The sequence below is a fragment of the Methanosarcina baltica genome (assembly GCF_055394095.1).
In genome coordinates this window covers 688,855-704,916 of sequence record NZ_AP042463.1, presented here as the reverse complement: position 1 = coordinate 704,916, position 16,062 = coordinate 688,855, and the positions used below count along the sequence as shown (strand labels likewise).

13 protein-coding genes are annotated in these 16,062 nt (G+C 43.7%); 8 read left to right on the top strand and 5 right to left on the bottom strand.

Annotated elements, in window-relative coordinates:
• Positions 1–342: 342 nt before the first annotated feature.
• The gene (locus ACZ5QV_RS03045) at positions 343–978 is read right to left on the bottom strand and encodes an indolepyruvate oxidoreductase subunit beta (RefSeq protein WP_464601166.1); all 636 of its coding nucleotides are present in this window, start codon (positions 976–978) and stop codon (positions 343–345) included.
• Positions 975–2,813 carry an indolepyruvate ferredoxin oxidoreductase subunit alpha gene (iorA, locus tag ACZ5QV_RS03040; protein WP_464601165.1) on the bottom strand — a complete coding sequence of 613 codons (1,839 nt, stop codon included), beginning with the start codon at positions 2,811–2,813 and terminating at the stop codon, positions 975–977. Before iorA ends, ACZ5QV_RS03045 begins: the two co-directional genes overlap by 4 nt.
• A 119-nt stretch (positions 2,814–2,932) precedes the next feature.
• On the opposite strand from iorA, the gene ACZ5QV_RS03035 reads away from it, so the two are divergent.
• The 3 genes from ACZ5QV_RS03035 to ACZ5QV_RS03025 all read left to right on the top strand — a co-directional run bounded on the left by ACZ5QV_RS03035 (position 2,933) and on the right by ACZ5QV_RS03025 (position 5,765).
• Positions 2,933–3,253, top strand: a complete 321-nt coding sequence (locus ACZ5QV_RS03035) for a hypothetical protein (protein WP_464601164.1) — start codon at positions 2,933–2,935, stop codon at positions 3,251–3,253.
• Between the two features lie 174 nt (positions 3,254–3,427).
• Entirely contained in the window at positions 3,428–5,092 is a 1,665-nt protein-coding gene (locus ACZ5QV_RS03030) for an IS1634 family transposase (RefSeq protein ID WP_464599431.1), read from the top strand.
• A gap of 394 nt (positions 5,093–5,486) precedes the next feature.
• Positions 5,487–5,765, top strand: a complete 279-nt coding sequence (locus ACZ5QV_RS03025; RefSeq protein WP_464601163.1) for a hypothetical protein — start codon at positions 5,487–5,489, stop codon at positions 5,763–5,765.
• 28 nt (positions 5,766–5,793) lie between these two features.
• On the opposite strand, the gene iscB (ACZ5QV_RS03020) is transcribed toward ACZ5QV_RS03025, so the two are convergent.
• The gene (gene iscB / locus ACZ5QV_RS03020; protein WP_464601162.1) at positions 5,794–7,143 is read right to left on the bottom strand and encodes an RNA-guided endonuclease IscB; all 1,350 of its coding nucleotides are present in this window, start codon (positions 7,141–7,143) and stop codon (positions 5,794–5,796) included.
• Positions 7,144–7,384: 241 nt separating this feature from the next.
• On the opposite strand from iscB (ACZ5QV_RS03020), the gene ACZ5QV_RS03015 reads away from it, so the two are divergent.
• Positions 7,385–7,540, top strand: coding sequence for a hypothetical protein (locus ACZ5QV_RS03015; protein WP_464601161.1), 156 nt, complete (start codon positions 7,385–7,387; stop codon positions 7,538–7,540).
• A gap of 7 nt (positions 7,541–7,547) precedes the next feature.
• Here the strand turns inward: ACZ5QV_RS03015 and ACZ5QV_RS03010 are convergent, their stop codons facing one another.
• A complete protein-coding gene (locus tag ACZ5QV_RS03010) occupies positions 7,548–8,360 on the bottom strand; it encodes an ABC transporter ATP-binding protein (protein WP_464601160.1) in 813 nt (270 codons plus the stop codon).
• A 699-nt stretch (positions 8,361–9,059) separates the two neighbouring features.
• Between ACZ5QV_RS03010 and ACZ5QV_RS03005 the strand changes: the two genes are divergently transcribed.
• The 4 genes from ACZ5QV_RS03005 to cfbA all read left to right on the top strand — a co-directional run bounded on the left by ACZ5QV_RS03005 (position 9,060) and on the right by cfbA (position 11,878).
• Complete coding sequence (locus ACZ5QV_RS03005) at positions 9,060–9,431, top strand: DUF5658 family protein (protein ID WP_464601159.1); 372 nt, start codon at positions 9,060–9,062, stop codon at positions 9,429–9,431.
• Positions 9,432–9,757: 326 nt separating this feature from the next.
• Positions 9,758–10,300 (top strand): RNA-guided endonuclease IscB, encoded by a 543-nt coding sequence (iscB, locus tag ACZ5QV_RS03000; RefSeq protein ID WP_464601158.1) that lies wholly within the window; start codon positions 9,758–9,760, stop codon positions 10,298–10,300.
• An 86-nt stretch (positions 10,301–10,386) separates the two neighbouring features.
• The gene (locus ACZ5QV_RS02995; protein ID WP_464601157.1) at positions 10,387–10,998 is read left to right on the top strand and encodes an HNH endonuclease; all 612 of its coding nucleotides are present in this window, start codon (positions 10,387–10,389) and stop codon (positions 10,996–10,998) included.
• A 487-nt stretch (positions 10,999–11,485) separates the two neighbouring features.
• Complete coding sequence (gene cfbA, locus ACZ5QV_RS02990; protein ID WP_464601156.1) at positions 11,486–11,878, top strand: sirohydrochlorin nickelochelatase; 393 nt, start codon at positions 11,486–11,488, stop codon at positions 11,876–11,878.
• 671 nt (positions 11,879–12,549) lie between these two features.
• Here the strand turns inward: cfbA and ACZ5QV_RS02985 are convergent.
• Positions 12,550–16,032 carry a PKD domain-containing protein gene (locus tag ACZ5QV_RS02985; protein ID WP_464601155.1) on the bottom strand — a complete coding sequence of 1,161 codons (3,483 nt, stop codon included), beginning with the start codon at positions 16,030–16,032 and terminating at the stop codon, positions 12,550–12,552.
• Positions 16,033–16,062 lie beyond the last annotated feature (30 nt).

Below are 16,062 nucleotides of genomic sequence, written 5' to 3'. Positions count from 1 at the left end.
AGATGCAAACGGAAAAAAGGGGAACTGAAAAAGGAAAAATAGAGAAGAAACTGAAAAAGGAAAAAGTGAAAAAAAAAGGTTTTAGTTAAGATATCTGAGGGTTTCCTTCTTTGCTTTTATATATCAATTTTTAACAAGTTACGAAGTTCCGTCGAGGACATCGATTTCAAAATCGAAGAGTTTGGAAAACTCCCGGAACCTGTTCTTCTAATTTTTTCTTGTAGGAAATCCCGGTGTTTATCTCCGGCAGCAGAAAACCCCCACCTGCCAGCCTTCGGCGTCGAGGAAGGGGACTGATTGAGTTGTCGGACAGCCTCTTCAGTGGGGGATTATTGACCTTATTTAATTTTTCTCTATTTTTTCTCTTCCCAGTTCAAAGGCTTTCACATTGACCTCAACGGTTTTCGGAGGCACGAGTCCCTTCACGCTTTCAAGCAGGACCTTGAACGGGATAGGCAGGTAATTCGAAACCGCTCCCACCATCACCACGTTCATGGCAAGCCTGTTTCCGGCCTCAACCGCCACGTCGTCCGCATTGAATGCCTTTACATCATACTTCTTTTCCAGGGCTTTGAGGATTTCCGAGACCTCGGGGTATTTTGCCTGGCCGGAGGTTACGGTTATCGGGATGATGGTCTCGGTGTTTACGATTATGACTCCTCCGTCCTTGAGGTAGTCCAGGTAGCGGACAGCTTCCATGGGCTCCAGGGCCAGCAGCAGGTCAGCACCTTTTTTCGGGATCATGGGCCCGAGTTTCGTCCCTATTCTGATATGGTTTTCCACGGAACCTCCACGCTGGGCCATGCCGTGGGTTTCGGCCGCCCGGATGGGAAGACCTGCGGAAACCGCAGCTTTTCCGATAATGTCCGAGGCCAGAATGGCCCCCTGTCCCCCGACTCCCGTAATCAGGAGGTCGAATTTCTGCTTCTGCTTCCTGGCCGCATTTTCAGCCACATTTTCAGCCACATTTTCGCTCATCTCTTCACCTCCTGGATGGCATCAAACGTACATATCTGGGCACAGACCCCGCAACCACTGCAAAGGGTAGTGATTAGCGCGACCTTTTTCTCCTCGTCAAACTCGATTGCAGGACAGCCGAACTTCACGCACTGCTTGCAGCCTTCGCACTTTTCGGGGTCAACGACAAAGGGCATGCGTCTGACTCCTGCCCGTTTTGCAGAAATCACACAGGGCTGTTTTGCGATGACCACGGCGGTCCCTTCGAAATCCTTTGCGGCTCTGAAAGCTTCCTGGGTCTCGGCTGGGTCGTATGGGTCAACAACGGTTACGAATCCGGCTTTCATGGCTTTACAAATTTCAGCCAGGGAGACTTCCACCGTTGGTTCTCCGGTTGCCGTCAGGCCCATGCCAGGGTTTGGCTGGTGCCCGGTCATACCGGTTATGCGGTTGTCCAGGATTGCGACCGTGATGTTGGCTTTATTGTAGATGGCGTTTAAGAGGGAGTTCATCCCTGTGTGGAAGAAGGTAGAATCTCCTATGGAGCAGCAAATGGGCCGCTTTTCCCCGGCATGGTAGATCCCTGAGGCGACACTAATGCTACCTCCCATGCAGAGTGTGGTCTCAACGGTCCCGTTCTGAATTCCCAGGGTGTAACAGCCGATGTCGCTCGGGTAGACGGCATCCTTTCCAAAGACCTTCTTCATGGAATAGAAGGTCGCCCTGTGCGAGCAGCCGGCACAGAGCGCAGGTGGTCTGGAGGCAAGTTCGAGCTGTCTGATTCCTTCTTCTGCTTCCTCGGCCTCCTCTACTCCTTCTCCGCTTTCAGCGACCTCGGGCAGGTCAAAGACTTTTTTGAGAGATTCCAGGAAGGCACTTACGTTCAGCTCCCCTTCCCGGGAGACAGTCCCGTCCATTTTCCCGAAAATCCGGACAGGGAGCCAGGTTTCCTGGACGATCATTTTGACCTGTTCTTCAACTACAGGCTCGAGTTCCTCGAAGATCAGCACGGTGTCCACGGTCTCAAGGAGTTCTCTGACAAGCTTTTTAGGGATAGGGTAGGCCCCGATTTTCAGGAAAGACGCTTCAATCCCGAGTTCCTCAAGGGCCTCTCTGGCGTAGACTGAGGCGATTCCCGCCCCGATAACTCCGAATTTTGCTCCCTCTTTGATTTCAAGGGAGTTCCAGGGGGCTCCGGCGAGGGCTTCTTCGATGCCGGCCTGGGCCGCGAGGATCCGGGTATGATTTGGCCTGGCATGTTTGGGGAGCATAACCCAGCGTTCGAGCCTTTTTTCGAAATTGCAGCAGGGTTTTTCCGTCGGAATGTCTCCGAGTTCGATGTCGGCCTTTCCGTGGGAGATCCGGGTAGTGGCCCTGAAAATAACAGAGGTCTCGAACTTTTCGGAAAACTCGAAAGCATAGGGGATCATGTCCTTGGCTTCCTGGGGAGTTGAGGGGTCAAAGCAGGGCACGAGGGCAAATTGAGCATAGCGTCGGGTGTCCTGTTCGTTCTGGGAGGAGTGGCAGGAAGGGTCGTCGCCAACGATTATGATCATGCCGCCCTTGACTCCCGCATAGGCAAGGGTCATGAAGGGGTCGGCTGCCACGTTTAAGCCTACGTGTTTCATGGTTACGGCCGACCGGACCCCGGCCCAGGCCGCTCCGACCGCTACTTCCATTGCCACCTTTTCGTTGACGGACCACTCTATATAGTAGTCCCGTTCTTTCCGGGCTGCAAGCGTGTCAACAATCTCCGAGGAAGGAGTTCCGGGGTAACCGGACACAACCTGAACCCCTCCTTCAAGGAGGCCCCGGGCGATTGCCACATTTCCAAGCATGTATTCACGTGTTTTCATGATAAATCACCAGATTCTAAAAGAATAAACGATGTATAACATTATACTCAGTGACATATCCGGTATAATGTTAGCCGGCCAGAGAGGCCTGCCAGATTCGAATTGAGATCTTTTGGTAAATGTTAAACGTCAACTGCGCCGTGGACAAAATACAAAATTGCCCTCCTGTCAGCAACGCAAAAAGCTTTTGCAGTACTCAAAAGGACACGGTTAATAATATACTTTCGGATAATTGTGCACTACCCGAGTTGCACTACCCGAGTTCCGTTTCGGGATCACAGGAAATCAAAGATTTCCTGGGAGTTGCGATGAAATCGCAACAGCACGGGGTCCTTTTCGGGAGCTACGCCCCCTCAAGAGGACTAAAAAATGCCCGAGAAACCGTAATTATCATCTTCCTGCGTTCTTTTTCCGTGTATTCCGTGTGTTCCGTGGTTTGACTCAGCTTTCAAAGAAGAGCTATTTTTGCCTTGATTTGCCACAAAAATCAGTGGCAAGGAAGATCCGTTAAAAAAAATATTTGTAAGGCCTAAGTTCTAAATTACATTTAAAAAGCCTATTGTATCTGTTTTTTGAAGAAATATCTTTATATACGTAGAACCTAAATTTATATCATGGTTTTTTTAAAACAGAAAATAATCAACGGTAAAAAATACTGGTATATTATTAAAACTGGCAGAATTGATGGAAAAGTGAAAACTATATTTCAGATATATTTAGGCAATGCCGAAAAAATATTTGAAATGAAAAAACAGAGTGAATCATTGCCCTACATGAAACTGAAATCTTTTGAGTACGGCAAACTTGCCGCACTTCTTCATGTGAATGAAGAGCTTGGATTCGTTGACATAGTGAACAAGCACACTATGAAAAAATCAATCGATGGTTTAAGTGTCGGAGAGTATCTTTTACTTGATATAGTGGGGAAATCTCATGGAGTTTTAAGTGAAAACGGTATTGGGGAATGGTTCAAAAAATCGGCCTTATCTTTTAAGTGGAAATTCCCTCATAAATTAAATTGTCAGAATTTTTTGAATCATATGAATTACATTGATTCCGACACAATGAAAAATATTGAAGACGATTTGTGCCGAGTTCTCATCGAAAAAGGACTAACCCCTTCAGTACTGTTTGTGGATGAATCAAACTGGTTCACTTATGCTACCAATTATGATGAAAAAAGTGAATTGCTTCATAAAGGGTATAACAAAAAGCATCGTAAAGACAAAAATCAGGTATCTGTAGCGCTGGCTGCTAATGATTACAACTTACCTTTTATTCACGAGACATATCCAGGAAATGTGCATGATTCAGAGGAATTTTCAGGTCTGGTTGACAAAATAGTAAACCGTCTAACCGAATTGAATATTTGTTCGGAAGACCTTGTTCTTGTTTTTGATAAGGGAAACAATTCAAAGGACAACATTGAAAAAGCAACTTCAAAGATGAATTTTGTAGGGGCTGTAAAAGCAAATCAGGCAGATGATCTTCTTGAAGTGCCATTATCTAAATATCAATTTTTATATGAAAGCTCAGAAGGCCACAAAATTTATGGCTATCGGACAAAGCATCAGTTTTACGGGACAGAATTTACAACAGTAATTACTTTCAATGAAGGAACTCACAAACTTCAAAAAAGAACTTGTGAGTCAAATATGTCAAAAATAACTGAGAATCTGGAAGACCTACAGAGGAGACTGGAAAGCAACAGAGGAAAAGCAAGAAACAGGAGCAGTGTAGAAAAAGAGGTTGCAGACATTATTATCAAAAAATACAGAAGTATGGTGAAATATGAAATTACTGATGCTCCTGAAGGTAAGAAAAAACCTCAGTTAAAGTTCTGGATTGACGAAGAGAATAAAAATAAGCGCGAAAATTCATTAGGAAAAAATATACTATTTACAGATAAGCACCGTTGGCACACTAAAAAAATTGTGCAAACATACAACAATAAAGGCGCTATAGAGGATGATTTTAAGCTATTGAATGATCACCTGCTTGTCCCTGTGGGACCGGTGTACCACCACAAAGATGAAAATATCAAAGTTCACGTATTTCTGTCTATAATTGGCTTACTTTTCTACAGATATTTAGCCTGGGAGACAAAGAGATATGGTCTTTCTATGAGAAGACTAATTGAAAATTTGTCCGAAATTAGGCTGGCAGTTATCCAGGATAAAGAATCAAATAAGTGTAATATTATTCTGGAAGAGATGAGTACAAAGCAAGCATCATTATTTTCTTTCTTGAACTTGGGTAATTACCTGCCACCCCAATAAAAACGTCATCAGTAGGATTATTCATTCCTTAGGCCCACACAAACAAAGCCGCTTGATAACGGAAAAACATGCATCTTTGAAAGTAAAGTTTGAATGCACACACACCAAACACCCCTCACACAAAAACACAACATGTATGAGTATAAAGCAATTCCCAAAATAAAATCTAAAGTTATATTTTTACCATTCCTTAAAAAACTATCCGGAAAATTGATACGAAAAATCATATATATGTTGGGGGGTAAGTCTGCCAACAAAATTCAATAAGTTTTATAAAAAAATCAGGGTTTTAGAATAGAATAATTTTGATATGAGATAACGGAGGAAGGGTCCGCAGGCACGGTAAAATACCTGCTCCAGGACTGGCTCCATCTTAATGGTTGAGAGGAATATTATGAGGATATTATGGCTGGGGCTTCGAAGGCAGGATATAAGCGAGTTCATACACGAAACACGGTACCTTATCCTTTTTTATGTCCTCGGGGATTGGATCAGCACTATGTATGCCCTGGAATACGGGTGTGAGGTGAACGTCCTGCTACGCTTCGTGATTGATAAATACGGGGCCTTTTACATAATTTTTCTTAAGCTTTTTATCTCAAACAGCAGAAGACTCCTTCCTCGACAGTTCCGGCTTTGCCGGAACTGGCAGGTGGGAGATGAATGCGTATAGACTACGGGGGCCGGATTCTATATTTTTTTTAACGTGGTACTGATTGGTCAATCCAACAGAATCCTTTGCCGTACTTTACAATTTTAACTTTTTGAATATTTACTACTTTGGATGATTTAATTTCTGAGGCACGAAGTTTCACATACTTTCCGTAATTTTGTGCTCCAGCTACATAATATAACTCTCCTTCGTACTCAAGTAAATCCATTGGCTGAATTGGATAATGATTTTTCCTTATGCTGTATCTTCCTTTCTTTGTTTTCCTACCCCTATACACTCTCAAATTTTCCCCGTTAAGATTTTTGTTTCTGGTAGTTCTTCCAGAATTTAAGTCCTGTCCGGTTTTTTGAGTGCCGTCCCTCAAATCAATATACTTCGCATCGTAAAACTTCGAGAGGCTTCTGTTATTTCTTCTTATTTGTCGTATTTCATGGGGAGCACATCGAACCTGAGTTCCCCCTCCAGCAATACAGAAGGCATCGGTTGAATGAGTTTTCTCAAGATTAAGCTCGTACCTTTTCGCTTTTGTGACATATCCGAAAGTGTGCTCAACATCATACTTTTCTTTTATAATATCAATGAGCTTCCAGCGTACTATATTCATGAATGTAGCATCTTTGAAGCCTCTTACCTTTGGTTTCCATGTTAAAAGGAACCCTTTGTGGTTTTTTTGAGTATGACACTTATTACAAAGTGTGATCAGGTTATCAGGCCGATCAGAACCACTGTTACTTCTGTACTGGATATGATGCACCTGGAGCAAAGGCTGTTTTGATGTGTTTTTGCAGTCCGGGTTCTGGCAAGAGTATCCGTCTCTGTGCAAAATATAGGCCCGAACGTTATCGTAGCCTGCCTGTTCCCCTTCCTGATACTGTTTGCCTTCAATTTCCGGATTTTTGATTTTTTGAATGTCGAAGTTCGCAACCTCGACAACGATTTTTGTTATGGGCAAGATTTCGGCAAGATCCTCTATTAATCTGATATGGCTTTCAAGCTTATGTTTGATAGATGGAGCCAACCAATCTTCTTTGTTGGTGTTTTTGTTGTACCCCGGTTTCCTGTGTCTTATCTGGTTTCTTCGGTTTCTTCGGTACATTCTCCGTTCATCGTTTCGCTCTGGCATTCCAGCAAGAAGTTTTACCTCTCCTGAAATAAGTTCTTCTTTTTCGGAAACTGCCGAAAATCCTATGTTAAGGAACCCATTATCGATTCCCAGGGTTATTTCCTGAGTATTTTTTCCCGAAGGATAAAAAAGTTTGATAGTGAATGGATTCCTTTGTACCACTTTTGCCCCACCTGATTTAAGTAATATTCTTGCTTTCCTAGGGGTCGTGGGCATTAATGGTTCGTTGTGTATATTGATGACAAATATTTTCATAGATTTGTCCTCCTTGATTGGAGTGGGTCCACATCGCCACTGTTATACTGGCTTGTTAATGACCTGAACACTTCCCCTTCCTCTCAGGGATGTTTAATCCAGATCGAAATCTCCGAGAACGTGTGGAGTATCCTCGAATATCATGACCAGTATAACGAAAGGCTATTCAACTAGGGCTTACCGAAGCAAGCCCCTTCCTCAAAAACCTGAGCCATTAGGCGAAGGTTTTAGGGAGGGGTAGTTGACTCTGGGCCTGCTTTTTTTTGAGTATCGGGCAATAAAGAAATACCCGGCCTTCTGGAACTTTACCAAATGGATGGTTACAGCTATAGGTTTTCTTGCTTTTGCGGGGAACACGCTGGTAATTATTCTCGGAAAAATCGGCTATTTTACCTGAAATATATTCAGGACCAGGCCCTGTAGTAGCCGCCCTTTTCCCGGACGCTGACCGGAAGGGAAAATAGTTCTGAGAGGTTTTCTTCGGTCAGGATTTCCTCTTTTGGCCCGTCCTTGAGGACTTTTCCATCTTTGAGGAGGACGACCCGCCCGATTTCGGGGATGATGTCTTCGAGGTTGTGGGTTACGAGAATAATGCTTTTTCCCGAGGCTGCAATTTTTTGGACACTTTCCCTGAAGGAATGCAGAGCTCGAAGGTCCAGACTGTTTGCGGGTTCGTCCAGGACAAGGACCTTCGGGTCGTGTACAAGAGCTCGGCCTATGAGGACTCGCCTGGCCTCTCCCGAGGAGATTTCGTTCATCAGCCTGCCGGAGTGCCGGGGGATTTCCAGAAAGTCCAGGACCTCAAGGGCCCGGGCCCGCATCTCCTGTGTGATTTTGTGGTTATAGTATATTCCTATACTGCTGAAGAAGCCCGAGAGTACGACGTCGAGCACCGGAATGGGTCGCACACAGGTTTGCTGAAGGTCGCCGGAGACGATTCCGAGGAATTTTCGAAGCTCAAAGACGTTCCAGCTCGATTTTCCCATGATCCTTAAGGCGGCTTCTTCCTCGCCTGCGAGGGGGTGATACTCTTTTGTGAAGGTCTTGATAAGGGAAGACTTGCCCGAGCCGTTCGGGCCTATGATGGCAAGGTTTTCGCCGGGGTTTAAGGAAAGGGATACGGAGTCCAGGATCTTTTTTCCGCCCTTTACAACGCTTACGTTTCTGAGTTCGAGGAGAGGATAGGTTTCGGGGCAGGAAGGGTTTTTTTCGTTCATTTTTTTCAGGCCTGTTTGAGTGGATGGTTTTGAGTGCGAGTAGAGCTTCGATTGAAAAACTGTTGAAGAATTGTGATAATATAACTTCAGATTTTATTTCGGGAATTGCTCTATACTCATACATGTTGTTTTTTTGTTGGTGGAGACGTTTGGTGTGTGCACTCAAACCACGGAACACACAGAACACACGGAAAAAATAGTGCAGGTAGACGATTTTAAGGTTGTGCTGGTATTTCTTCGTCCTCTTGAGGGAGCGTAGCTCCCGAAAAGGACACCTTGCTGTTGCACTTGCAGTGCAACTCCCAGGAAATCTTTGATTTCCTGTGATCCCGAAGCGGAACTCGGGTGCTGAAGGCCGGTTTCCGTGTCCTTTCGTGTGTTCCGTGGTTGAAAGTCCTCTTGTTAGTGATTTTTGATCGAGAACTTCAAACGATAAAGCTGGGTGAGTATAGTTCCATTTCCCTAAATAATCATTCTTGTTACAAAAATCCTTGATATTATATTTGAATCATTCCTGAATGGAACTTCCTTGTTTCAAATCTTCGGTCGAGATTAGTTTATAATTTTGCGACCTGGCTATAAAGTTACGGTATTTATTAAGTTATAACTTATTTTTTGAGATTTTTGTTTCCTGTAAGTATATAATGAGATAAAATAAATTTAGTTTTGGGAGGTCCCTTATATAGGGGAAAGCTGGGTATGGAAACAAAAATAAGCTCTGGGTATTACTCGCTAAGTTCTTTTCTGGATTTTTTGTACGAGGCTCGCTTTATTATTCTGTTTTATGTATTAGGGGACTGGCTGACCACATGGTATGCAATGCCCTACGCTTATGAAGGAAACCCCATACCTGCCATGGTTCTGGAAAAATACGGGATCTTCCACCTCCTGTACCTGAAAATTTTTTTCATATTCATTCTTTTTTTCTGCGCCAGTATAATTAAAAATTCTCCTTCCAGATGGGTTTTTACAAAACACTTCATAGAACTCGCAGGCCTTGTGCTCACTGTCAGCAACCTTATGGTGGTCTGGGTCGGGACAAGCATTTTTCAGGCTGTCGGGTTGATATGAAGTTGGATTAATTAATGTCAATTACCCCTCCCTAAAATCTTAGCCTTCAGGCTAAGATTTTAGAGTAAGGGGCTTGTTTCGGCAAGTCCCTGGTTGACCAGATCGCCAGTAAGGAGCTTTGTAATACTGGCAGCCGATACGAAAGAATATTATAGTTACCCTGGAATGCCGCCTCAGTTTCAGGCTCTAAGGATGCTGGTTAAACAGTCCTGAGAGGTAGGGACAGTGCTTGCATCATACAAACCTTTCAGTATCAGATCGAGAGGAAGCCGGATTTGGTGGGTTGACTCCATAGCCCCCAATACGCATAACTCCAAAAAATGGAGGTGAACTCTATATTAGTTTACATTAAAAACCAGAACGGAAAACCACTAATGCCCTGTAAACCTTCAAAGGCCAGAAAGCTTTTGAGGGAAGGCAAGGCCAGGGTTTTGAGAACTACACCATTTACGATTAAAATGATTTTCGGAAGTGGGGGGTACACTCAGCCCGTGATAGCAGGCATAGACTCAGGCTCGAAAGTTGTTGGCTGTGCGGCTATTGCTAACGGAAAGGTAGTTTATCAGTCAGAAATTCAATTAAGGCAAGATGTTTCTAAAAAGATGGATCAACGGAGAATGTACCGAAGAAACCGGAGAGGCCGGAAAACAAGGTACAGGCCCGCAAGGTTCAATAATAGGGCAGCTTTGAGGAGAGAAGGAAGGCTTGCGCCTTCAATCAGGAGTAAGTTGGAATTTCACATCAGAGAAAAGAACTTTGTGGAATCCATCTTACCGGTTACGAAGTGGAAGGTCGAAACGGCTTCCTTTGACATTCACAAAATAACGAATCCGGAGTTTCAGGTATTGAGTATCAGGAAGGTCCACTGAAGGATGCCTACAACGCCAGGGCTTTCGTACTGGACCGGGACGGGTACACATGTCAGCACTGCAAAGGTAAATCAAAGGATAAGCATTTGCAGTGTCACCACATCATTTTCAGGTCTGATGGAGGCCCCGATACTCCAGAGAACCTTATTACTTTATGCCGAACCTGCCACCAGGCTCTCCATGCCGGAGAGTTTGAGCTAAAGAAAAGAAGATCGAAAACCAAACATGCAACCCACATGGGTATTATCAAAAGCCAGCTTAAAAAGTCCGATTGGGAGTTTGAGGAATATTTTGGTTTTGAGACCAAGTTTAAGAGAGAACAGTTTTTAAAACTTCCAAAAACCCACTATAATGATGCTGTTGCTATCTGCTGCGAGGACGGGCAAACGGTAAAGCTGGATAATACGGTTTACCACAAAAAACACGTTTCTGCCGGGGACTTCCAGCAAACAAGGGGTAAGCGATCAGAGAAAAAAATCCCTACTGGAAAAGTGTTTGGCCTTAGGAAGTTCGATCTTGTAATAACAGAAAAAGGGACCGGTTTTATCAGGGGCAAAAGATCAACTGGATATTTCACGTTGTGTGATATTTTCGGTAACATGATAACTACAAGTGTCAATATTAAGAAAAACTGCATTAGATTAAGAGCAAGCAGTACAACTTTCATTGGTCATCGGTTAAGGAATTTTCTTGCCTGATAGCTATCGATTTTGTACCAGAAGCCTGCCTTAAATTTGGCCTCTCTGCATGAAATCGATACCTTGTTCCAGTCCACAATACATTGAAACTTATGATAACTGTTGAAGAAATGGAAGCAATTTGTCACGATTCTTCACTTAACCGAAGACGCATGGTACAACTTTAATTCAGGCTGTGAATGTTTGAACGCATTCCTCCCCCACCTGCCAGTTTCGCCAAAGCCGGAACTGTCGTGTTAAACCCTTAGGTTTAACAGGAGTTTCTAATTTTCAATTAGAAACATCGAGGAAGGGGGCTCCTGCTGCCTGAGCTGAAACAGGGATTGAAAATAATAATCTATAGTTCTATTTCAACCTCTCAAATATACTTTTTTTAACCCAGTTTGCTCAAAAAGATTATATTATATTATCTCTTACTATGAACACTTTTTATTAAATAACACAAACAAGAATTATAATAATAAGATTATAATGAGAGGTTTTAAAAATGACAGAAAAACTCGGAATTTTAGCTATTGGCCACGGAAGTAAACTGCCTTTTAACAAGGAAGTTGTGACAAAGATTGCGGACTACATTGCAGGAAAGCACGCTGACATTGTTGTCAGGGCCGGTTTTATGGAGAACAGTAAGCCTACTCTTGACGAGGCCATTGCAGGATTCGCCGGGACCGGGGTTACGAAAATCGCTGCGGTGCCGGTCTTCCTGGCTTCCGGAGTCCACATCACAAAGGACATCCCCGGAATCTTGGGCCTGGACGAAAACGGACACGGAAACCTTACAATCGACGGTAAAGAAGTGCCACTTTGCTATGCAAAACCCCTTGGGGCCGACGAGCTGGTCGCAGACCTCATCTACAAAAGAGTAGAAGAAGCACTCTAAATTTTTATGGGAAGGAGTGGGAGTTTCTCGCAGCCTTTCCATGTATTTTTTTCCACCCCTAATTCCGCTCACTCAAGCGGACTATTTTTCGGGATCGGTTTCTTTTTGCTCAAGCGGACTTTTTTAGGATCGGTTTCTTTTTGCTCAAGCGGACTTTTTTTCTGGGTCGGTTTTTTTTGCTAAAATGGACTCATATTAGCCAACGTCCCAAATTGATACTTACATGGACGCAGCAAAAAGTCCCAATGCTTTAGGAATGGTCGAACTATATTTTCAATTTTTCAGTTCAGGGATTGCTCTATATTAAGGACGGCCTGTAGGTCAACGAGTTTTCCGTTTAAGAGCCACGGATGGATACGGATAGACATGGATAGACATGGATTAAAATCATCTGTGTTTATCCGTGGTTTATTCTTTAATTTTGGAATCGATGCAATTGTTTATTTCCCTAATAATCATTCTTGTTAGCAAAAATCCTTGATATTATATTTGAATCGTTCCTAAGGAAAAATATATTAGAAGAAGGAGTTAAACAAGTCTCAAAAATAATGATCTGATACATATATAAAATATAAAAAAATAAAAACATATTTGAAAAATGATATCAGAAGGGTATGAAGACAGGAAGCCTTCGACACCCTTAATTCCGTTCTGTCTTTTTTAACTTTTCTTTACTCTTTTTTACTCCTTTTCAACAGGCACAGCATGGAAACAAGTCCGAAAGCGGCGAATACGAGCCCGAATCCAGGGGTCTGTTTTTCAGTTTCTGTCTCTTCCTCGGATGTAGGTATATTCTCATCGGGGGTTTCCGTTTCCTTAGGTGTTATGATCTGAGTTGTGCTTGATCCTGTGTTGGTCTCTGCAACGTCTTCTTCACCGGACGTTGGGTTAGATACATCTCCAATTACTTCAGGTTCAGAAGGTGTTTCAGTCTTGCTTATTATTGTGCAGCTTCCTGTTCCGCTTCCACCTTTTGAAGATGTCTTAACTGTGTCATCTTTCAGGGTGAAGTGCACCAGAGCCTTTACAGAGAAACCTTCCGGAGAGTATGCGGTAAAGACATAGACATCTCCTTCCAGGGTCCATGTGGTATCCAGTTCTGTCACCTTTCCGTCATCACTCCGGCTCATGATAGTGAATGAATCTGGTCCACCTGTGCTGTTATTCACATAAGCTGCGGGCAAAGTCATGACAATCCAGGCGTCCTTTACCTCAGTCCCTTCCAGGCCTACCTTTTCTATGGACATGGAATAGATGATATCCACGTTTCCTTCGGCGAAGTCCTGCGCTGCAAGCTGGAAGTCGGATTCATTTACGTTTTCAGGAACTCCTGGAACTACAGTTACCGTAATGCTTGCATTCTTAAGGTTTGATAATTTTTCTTCCAGGCTGGCGTTGAAAGAAACATTGATGTCTCCGAGATCTCCTCCGAGAGTGAAGTTTTCAGTCTCCTTTTCAAGTTCTGCGGAGCTGTAATTTCCTGTCCAGTTATAACCTTCGGTATTATTGAAACCCTTCTCATCAGAGTGTATGGAAATGTTTATTCCGTCATTCTTTATAATAACAGTCTTGTTATCTCTGCTAACAGTTACATTAGCATTGTCGTTGAATGTAATCTCCTGTTTTGTTTCGTTTATTTCCGCACTGATATTGAGTGAGGATTCAATCTTTTTGGTAACCACAATTTCCAATGTGGACAAATTATCTGACCAGCCGTTGCTTACCGTCAGGTTAACATCGTAACATCCGGGAGATGTGTATTGGTGTATTGGATTCTGGTCATTGGAAGTGCTTTCATCTCCGAAGTCCCAGAACCATTCAATTGCATTTTCGGACAGATCTGTGAAGTTAACGGTAAGAGGCGCGATTCCTGAAGATGCGTTTACCTCGAAATCAGATACTGGAAGACCGTAAATAGTTATTGTTTTTGTGGTATTGTCTTCAGTTTCCATCCCATTTTTGACCGTCAGGGTTACAGTGTATTCTCCTGGGGTCTCAAATGTGAATTCCGGACTCGGGTCTGTTGAACTGCCTTCTCCTCCAAAGTCCCAGAACCATGCAACCGCATTTTCAGAGGCATCCGTGAACTGGATCGTAAATGGTGCTTCCCCTTTGTTGTCATCTACCGTAAAGTTTGCAACAGGAAGACCGTAAACGGTTATTGTTTCCGTTGTTGTGTTTGTGGTCCCCAGCTCGTTTTCTACTGTCAGGTTCACAGTGTAGGTTCCAAGAGTGTCGTAATTGAAACTAGGATTCTGTTCTGTTGAATCCACAGTACCGTCGTTGTCAAAGTCCCAGGCCCAGCCAGTTGCATCACTTGATTCATCAGTGAAGGTAACTGTTAGCGGAGCATTTCCTTCAGTAACGTCTGCTGAGAAGTTTGCGACCGGATATACAGGAACATAATTGGCGGTAATGTAGTCAGCCTTAATTTCGGTGTCAGAACCGTCGCTGTTAGTAACAGTCAGGTTCACAGTGTAGGTTCCAACAGTGTCGTAATTGAAACTTGGATTCTGTTCTGTGGAATCCACATTACCGTCGTTGTCAAAGTCCCAGGCCCAGCCAGTTGCATCACTTGATTCATCAGTGAAGGTAACTGTTAGCGGAGCATTTCCTTCAGTAACGTCGGCTGAGAAGTCGGCTACAGGGTATACAGGAACGTAATTGGCGGTAATGTAGTCAGCCTTAATTTCGGTGTCAGAACCGTCGTTGTTAGTAACAGTCAGGTTCACAGTGTAGGTTCCAAGAGTGTCGTAATTGAAACTTGGATTCTGTTCTGTTGAATCCACAGTACCGTCGTTGTCAAAGTCCCAAGCCCAGCCAGTTGCATCACTTGATTCATCAGTGAAGGTAACTGTCAGCGGAGCATCTCCTTCAGTAACGTCTGCTGAGAAGTTTGCGACCGGATATACAGGAACGTAATTGGCGGTAATGTAGTCAGCCTTAATTTTGGTGTTAGAACCGTCGCTGTTAGTAACAGTCAGGTTCACAGTGTAGGTTCCAACAATGTCGTAATTGAAACCTGGATTCTGTTCTGTTGAATCCACAGTACCGTCGTTGTCAAAGTCCCAGGCCCAGCCAGTTGCATCACTTGATTCATCAGTGAAGGTAACTGTTAGCGGAGCATCTCCTTCAGTAACGTCGGCTGAGAAGTCGGCTACAGGGTATACAGGGACATAATTGGCGGTAATGTAGTCAGCCTTCATTTCGGTGTCAGAACCGTCTTTGTTAGTAACAGTCAGGTTCACAGTGTAGGTTCCAACAATGTCGTAGTTGAAACTTGGATTCTGTTCTGTTGAATCCACAGTACCGTCGTTGTCAAAGTCCCAGGCCCAGCCAGTTGCATCACTTGATTCATCAGTGAAGGTAACTGTTAGCGGAGCATCTCCTTCAGTAACGTCGGCTGAAAAGTAGGCTACAGGGTATACAGGAACGTAATTGGCGGTAATGTAGTCAGCCTTAATTTCGGTGTCAGAACCGTCTTTGTTAGTAACAGTCAGGTTCACAGTGTAGGTTCCAACAGTGTCGTAATTGAAACTTGGATTCTGTTCTGTAGAATCCACAGTACCGTCGTTGTCAAAGTCCCAGGCCCATTTAACCGCATTTGAAGAGGCGTCCGTGAACTGGACAGTGAATGGTGCTTCCCCTTCGGTCTCGTTTGCTGTGAAATCAGCCACCAATGCGTCTGCTACGGTAATTTTCAAGTTCTTTAATGTTGGATCTATAACGTTGCCGTTATCGTCGTCCACCTGGTTTACTTCAATGTCTATCTCCGTAGCTGCCAGCTTAAGTCTCTCGACTGTGATGGTCGCAAGAACAGTTTTATCTCCTATCCCAACGCCGGACATCAGGTCGACACCTGAAAGTACTATAGAACTCGCGGGACTTGCAAGAAGTTCACCGTGTAATACTGCCCAGGAAGGATATGAAACTGCTGTGATTTGAGCAACAGAAGGATCTTCAACTGTAACTGTAATGTCATATCCTGAAAGGCCCTTGGGAAGGCTATCAACCAGAATGTCTACTTCCTGGGTGGAACCTACGTCAATTGATATTTCTGAGGGATCAAATGATATCTCCTCGGCTGATGCACAACTTATCCCAAAAACAAGAAATAATGTAAATGCAAGTAAAAGTTTACATATTTTTTTCATATCAACACCTGTTTTCCCTTTTTATATTAT

Coding starts and splice junctions, on each gene's coding strand:
- ACZ5QV_RS03045 (WP_464601166.1), bottom strand. CDS start 978: ATGAGCGAAAATGTGGCTGAAAATGTGGCTGAAAATGCGGCCAGGAAG.
- iorA (WP_464601165.1), bottom strand. CDS start 2,813: ATGAAAACACGTGAATACATGCTTGGAAATGTGGCAATCGCCCGGGGC.
- ACZ5QV_RS03035 (WP_464601164.1), top strand. CDS start 2,933: ATGTTAAACGTCAACTGCGCCGTGGACAAAATACAAAATTGCCCTCCT.
- ACZ5QV_RS03030 (WP_464599431.1), top strand. CDS start 3,428: ATGGTTTTTTTAAAACAGAAAATAATCAACGGTAAAAAATACTGGTAT.
- ACZ5QV_RS03025 (WP_464601163.1), top strand. CDS start 5,487: ATGAGGATATTATGGCTGGGGCTTCGAAGGCAGGATATAAGCGAGTTC.
- iscB (WP_464601162.1), bottom strand. CDS start 7,143: ATGAAAATATTTGTCATCAATATACACAACGAACCATTAATGCCCACG.
- ACZ5QV_RS03010 (WP_464601160.1), bottom strand. CDS start 8,360: ATGAACGAAAAAAACCCTTCCTGCCCCGAAACCTATCCTCTCCTCGAA.
- ACZ5QV_RS03005 (WP_464601159.1), top strand. CDS start 9,060: ATGGAAACAAAAATAAGCTCTGGGTATTACTCGCTAAGTTCTTTTCTG.
- cfbA (WP_464601156.1), top strand. CDS start 11,486: ATGACAGAAAAACTCGGAATTTTAGCTATTGGCCACGGAAGTAAACTG.
- ACZ5QV_RS02985 (WP_464601155.1), bottom strand. CDS start 16,032: ATGAAAAAAATATGTAAACTTTTACTTGCATTTACATTATTTCTTGTT.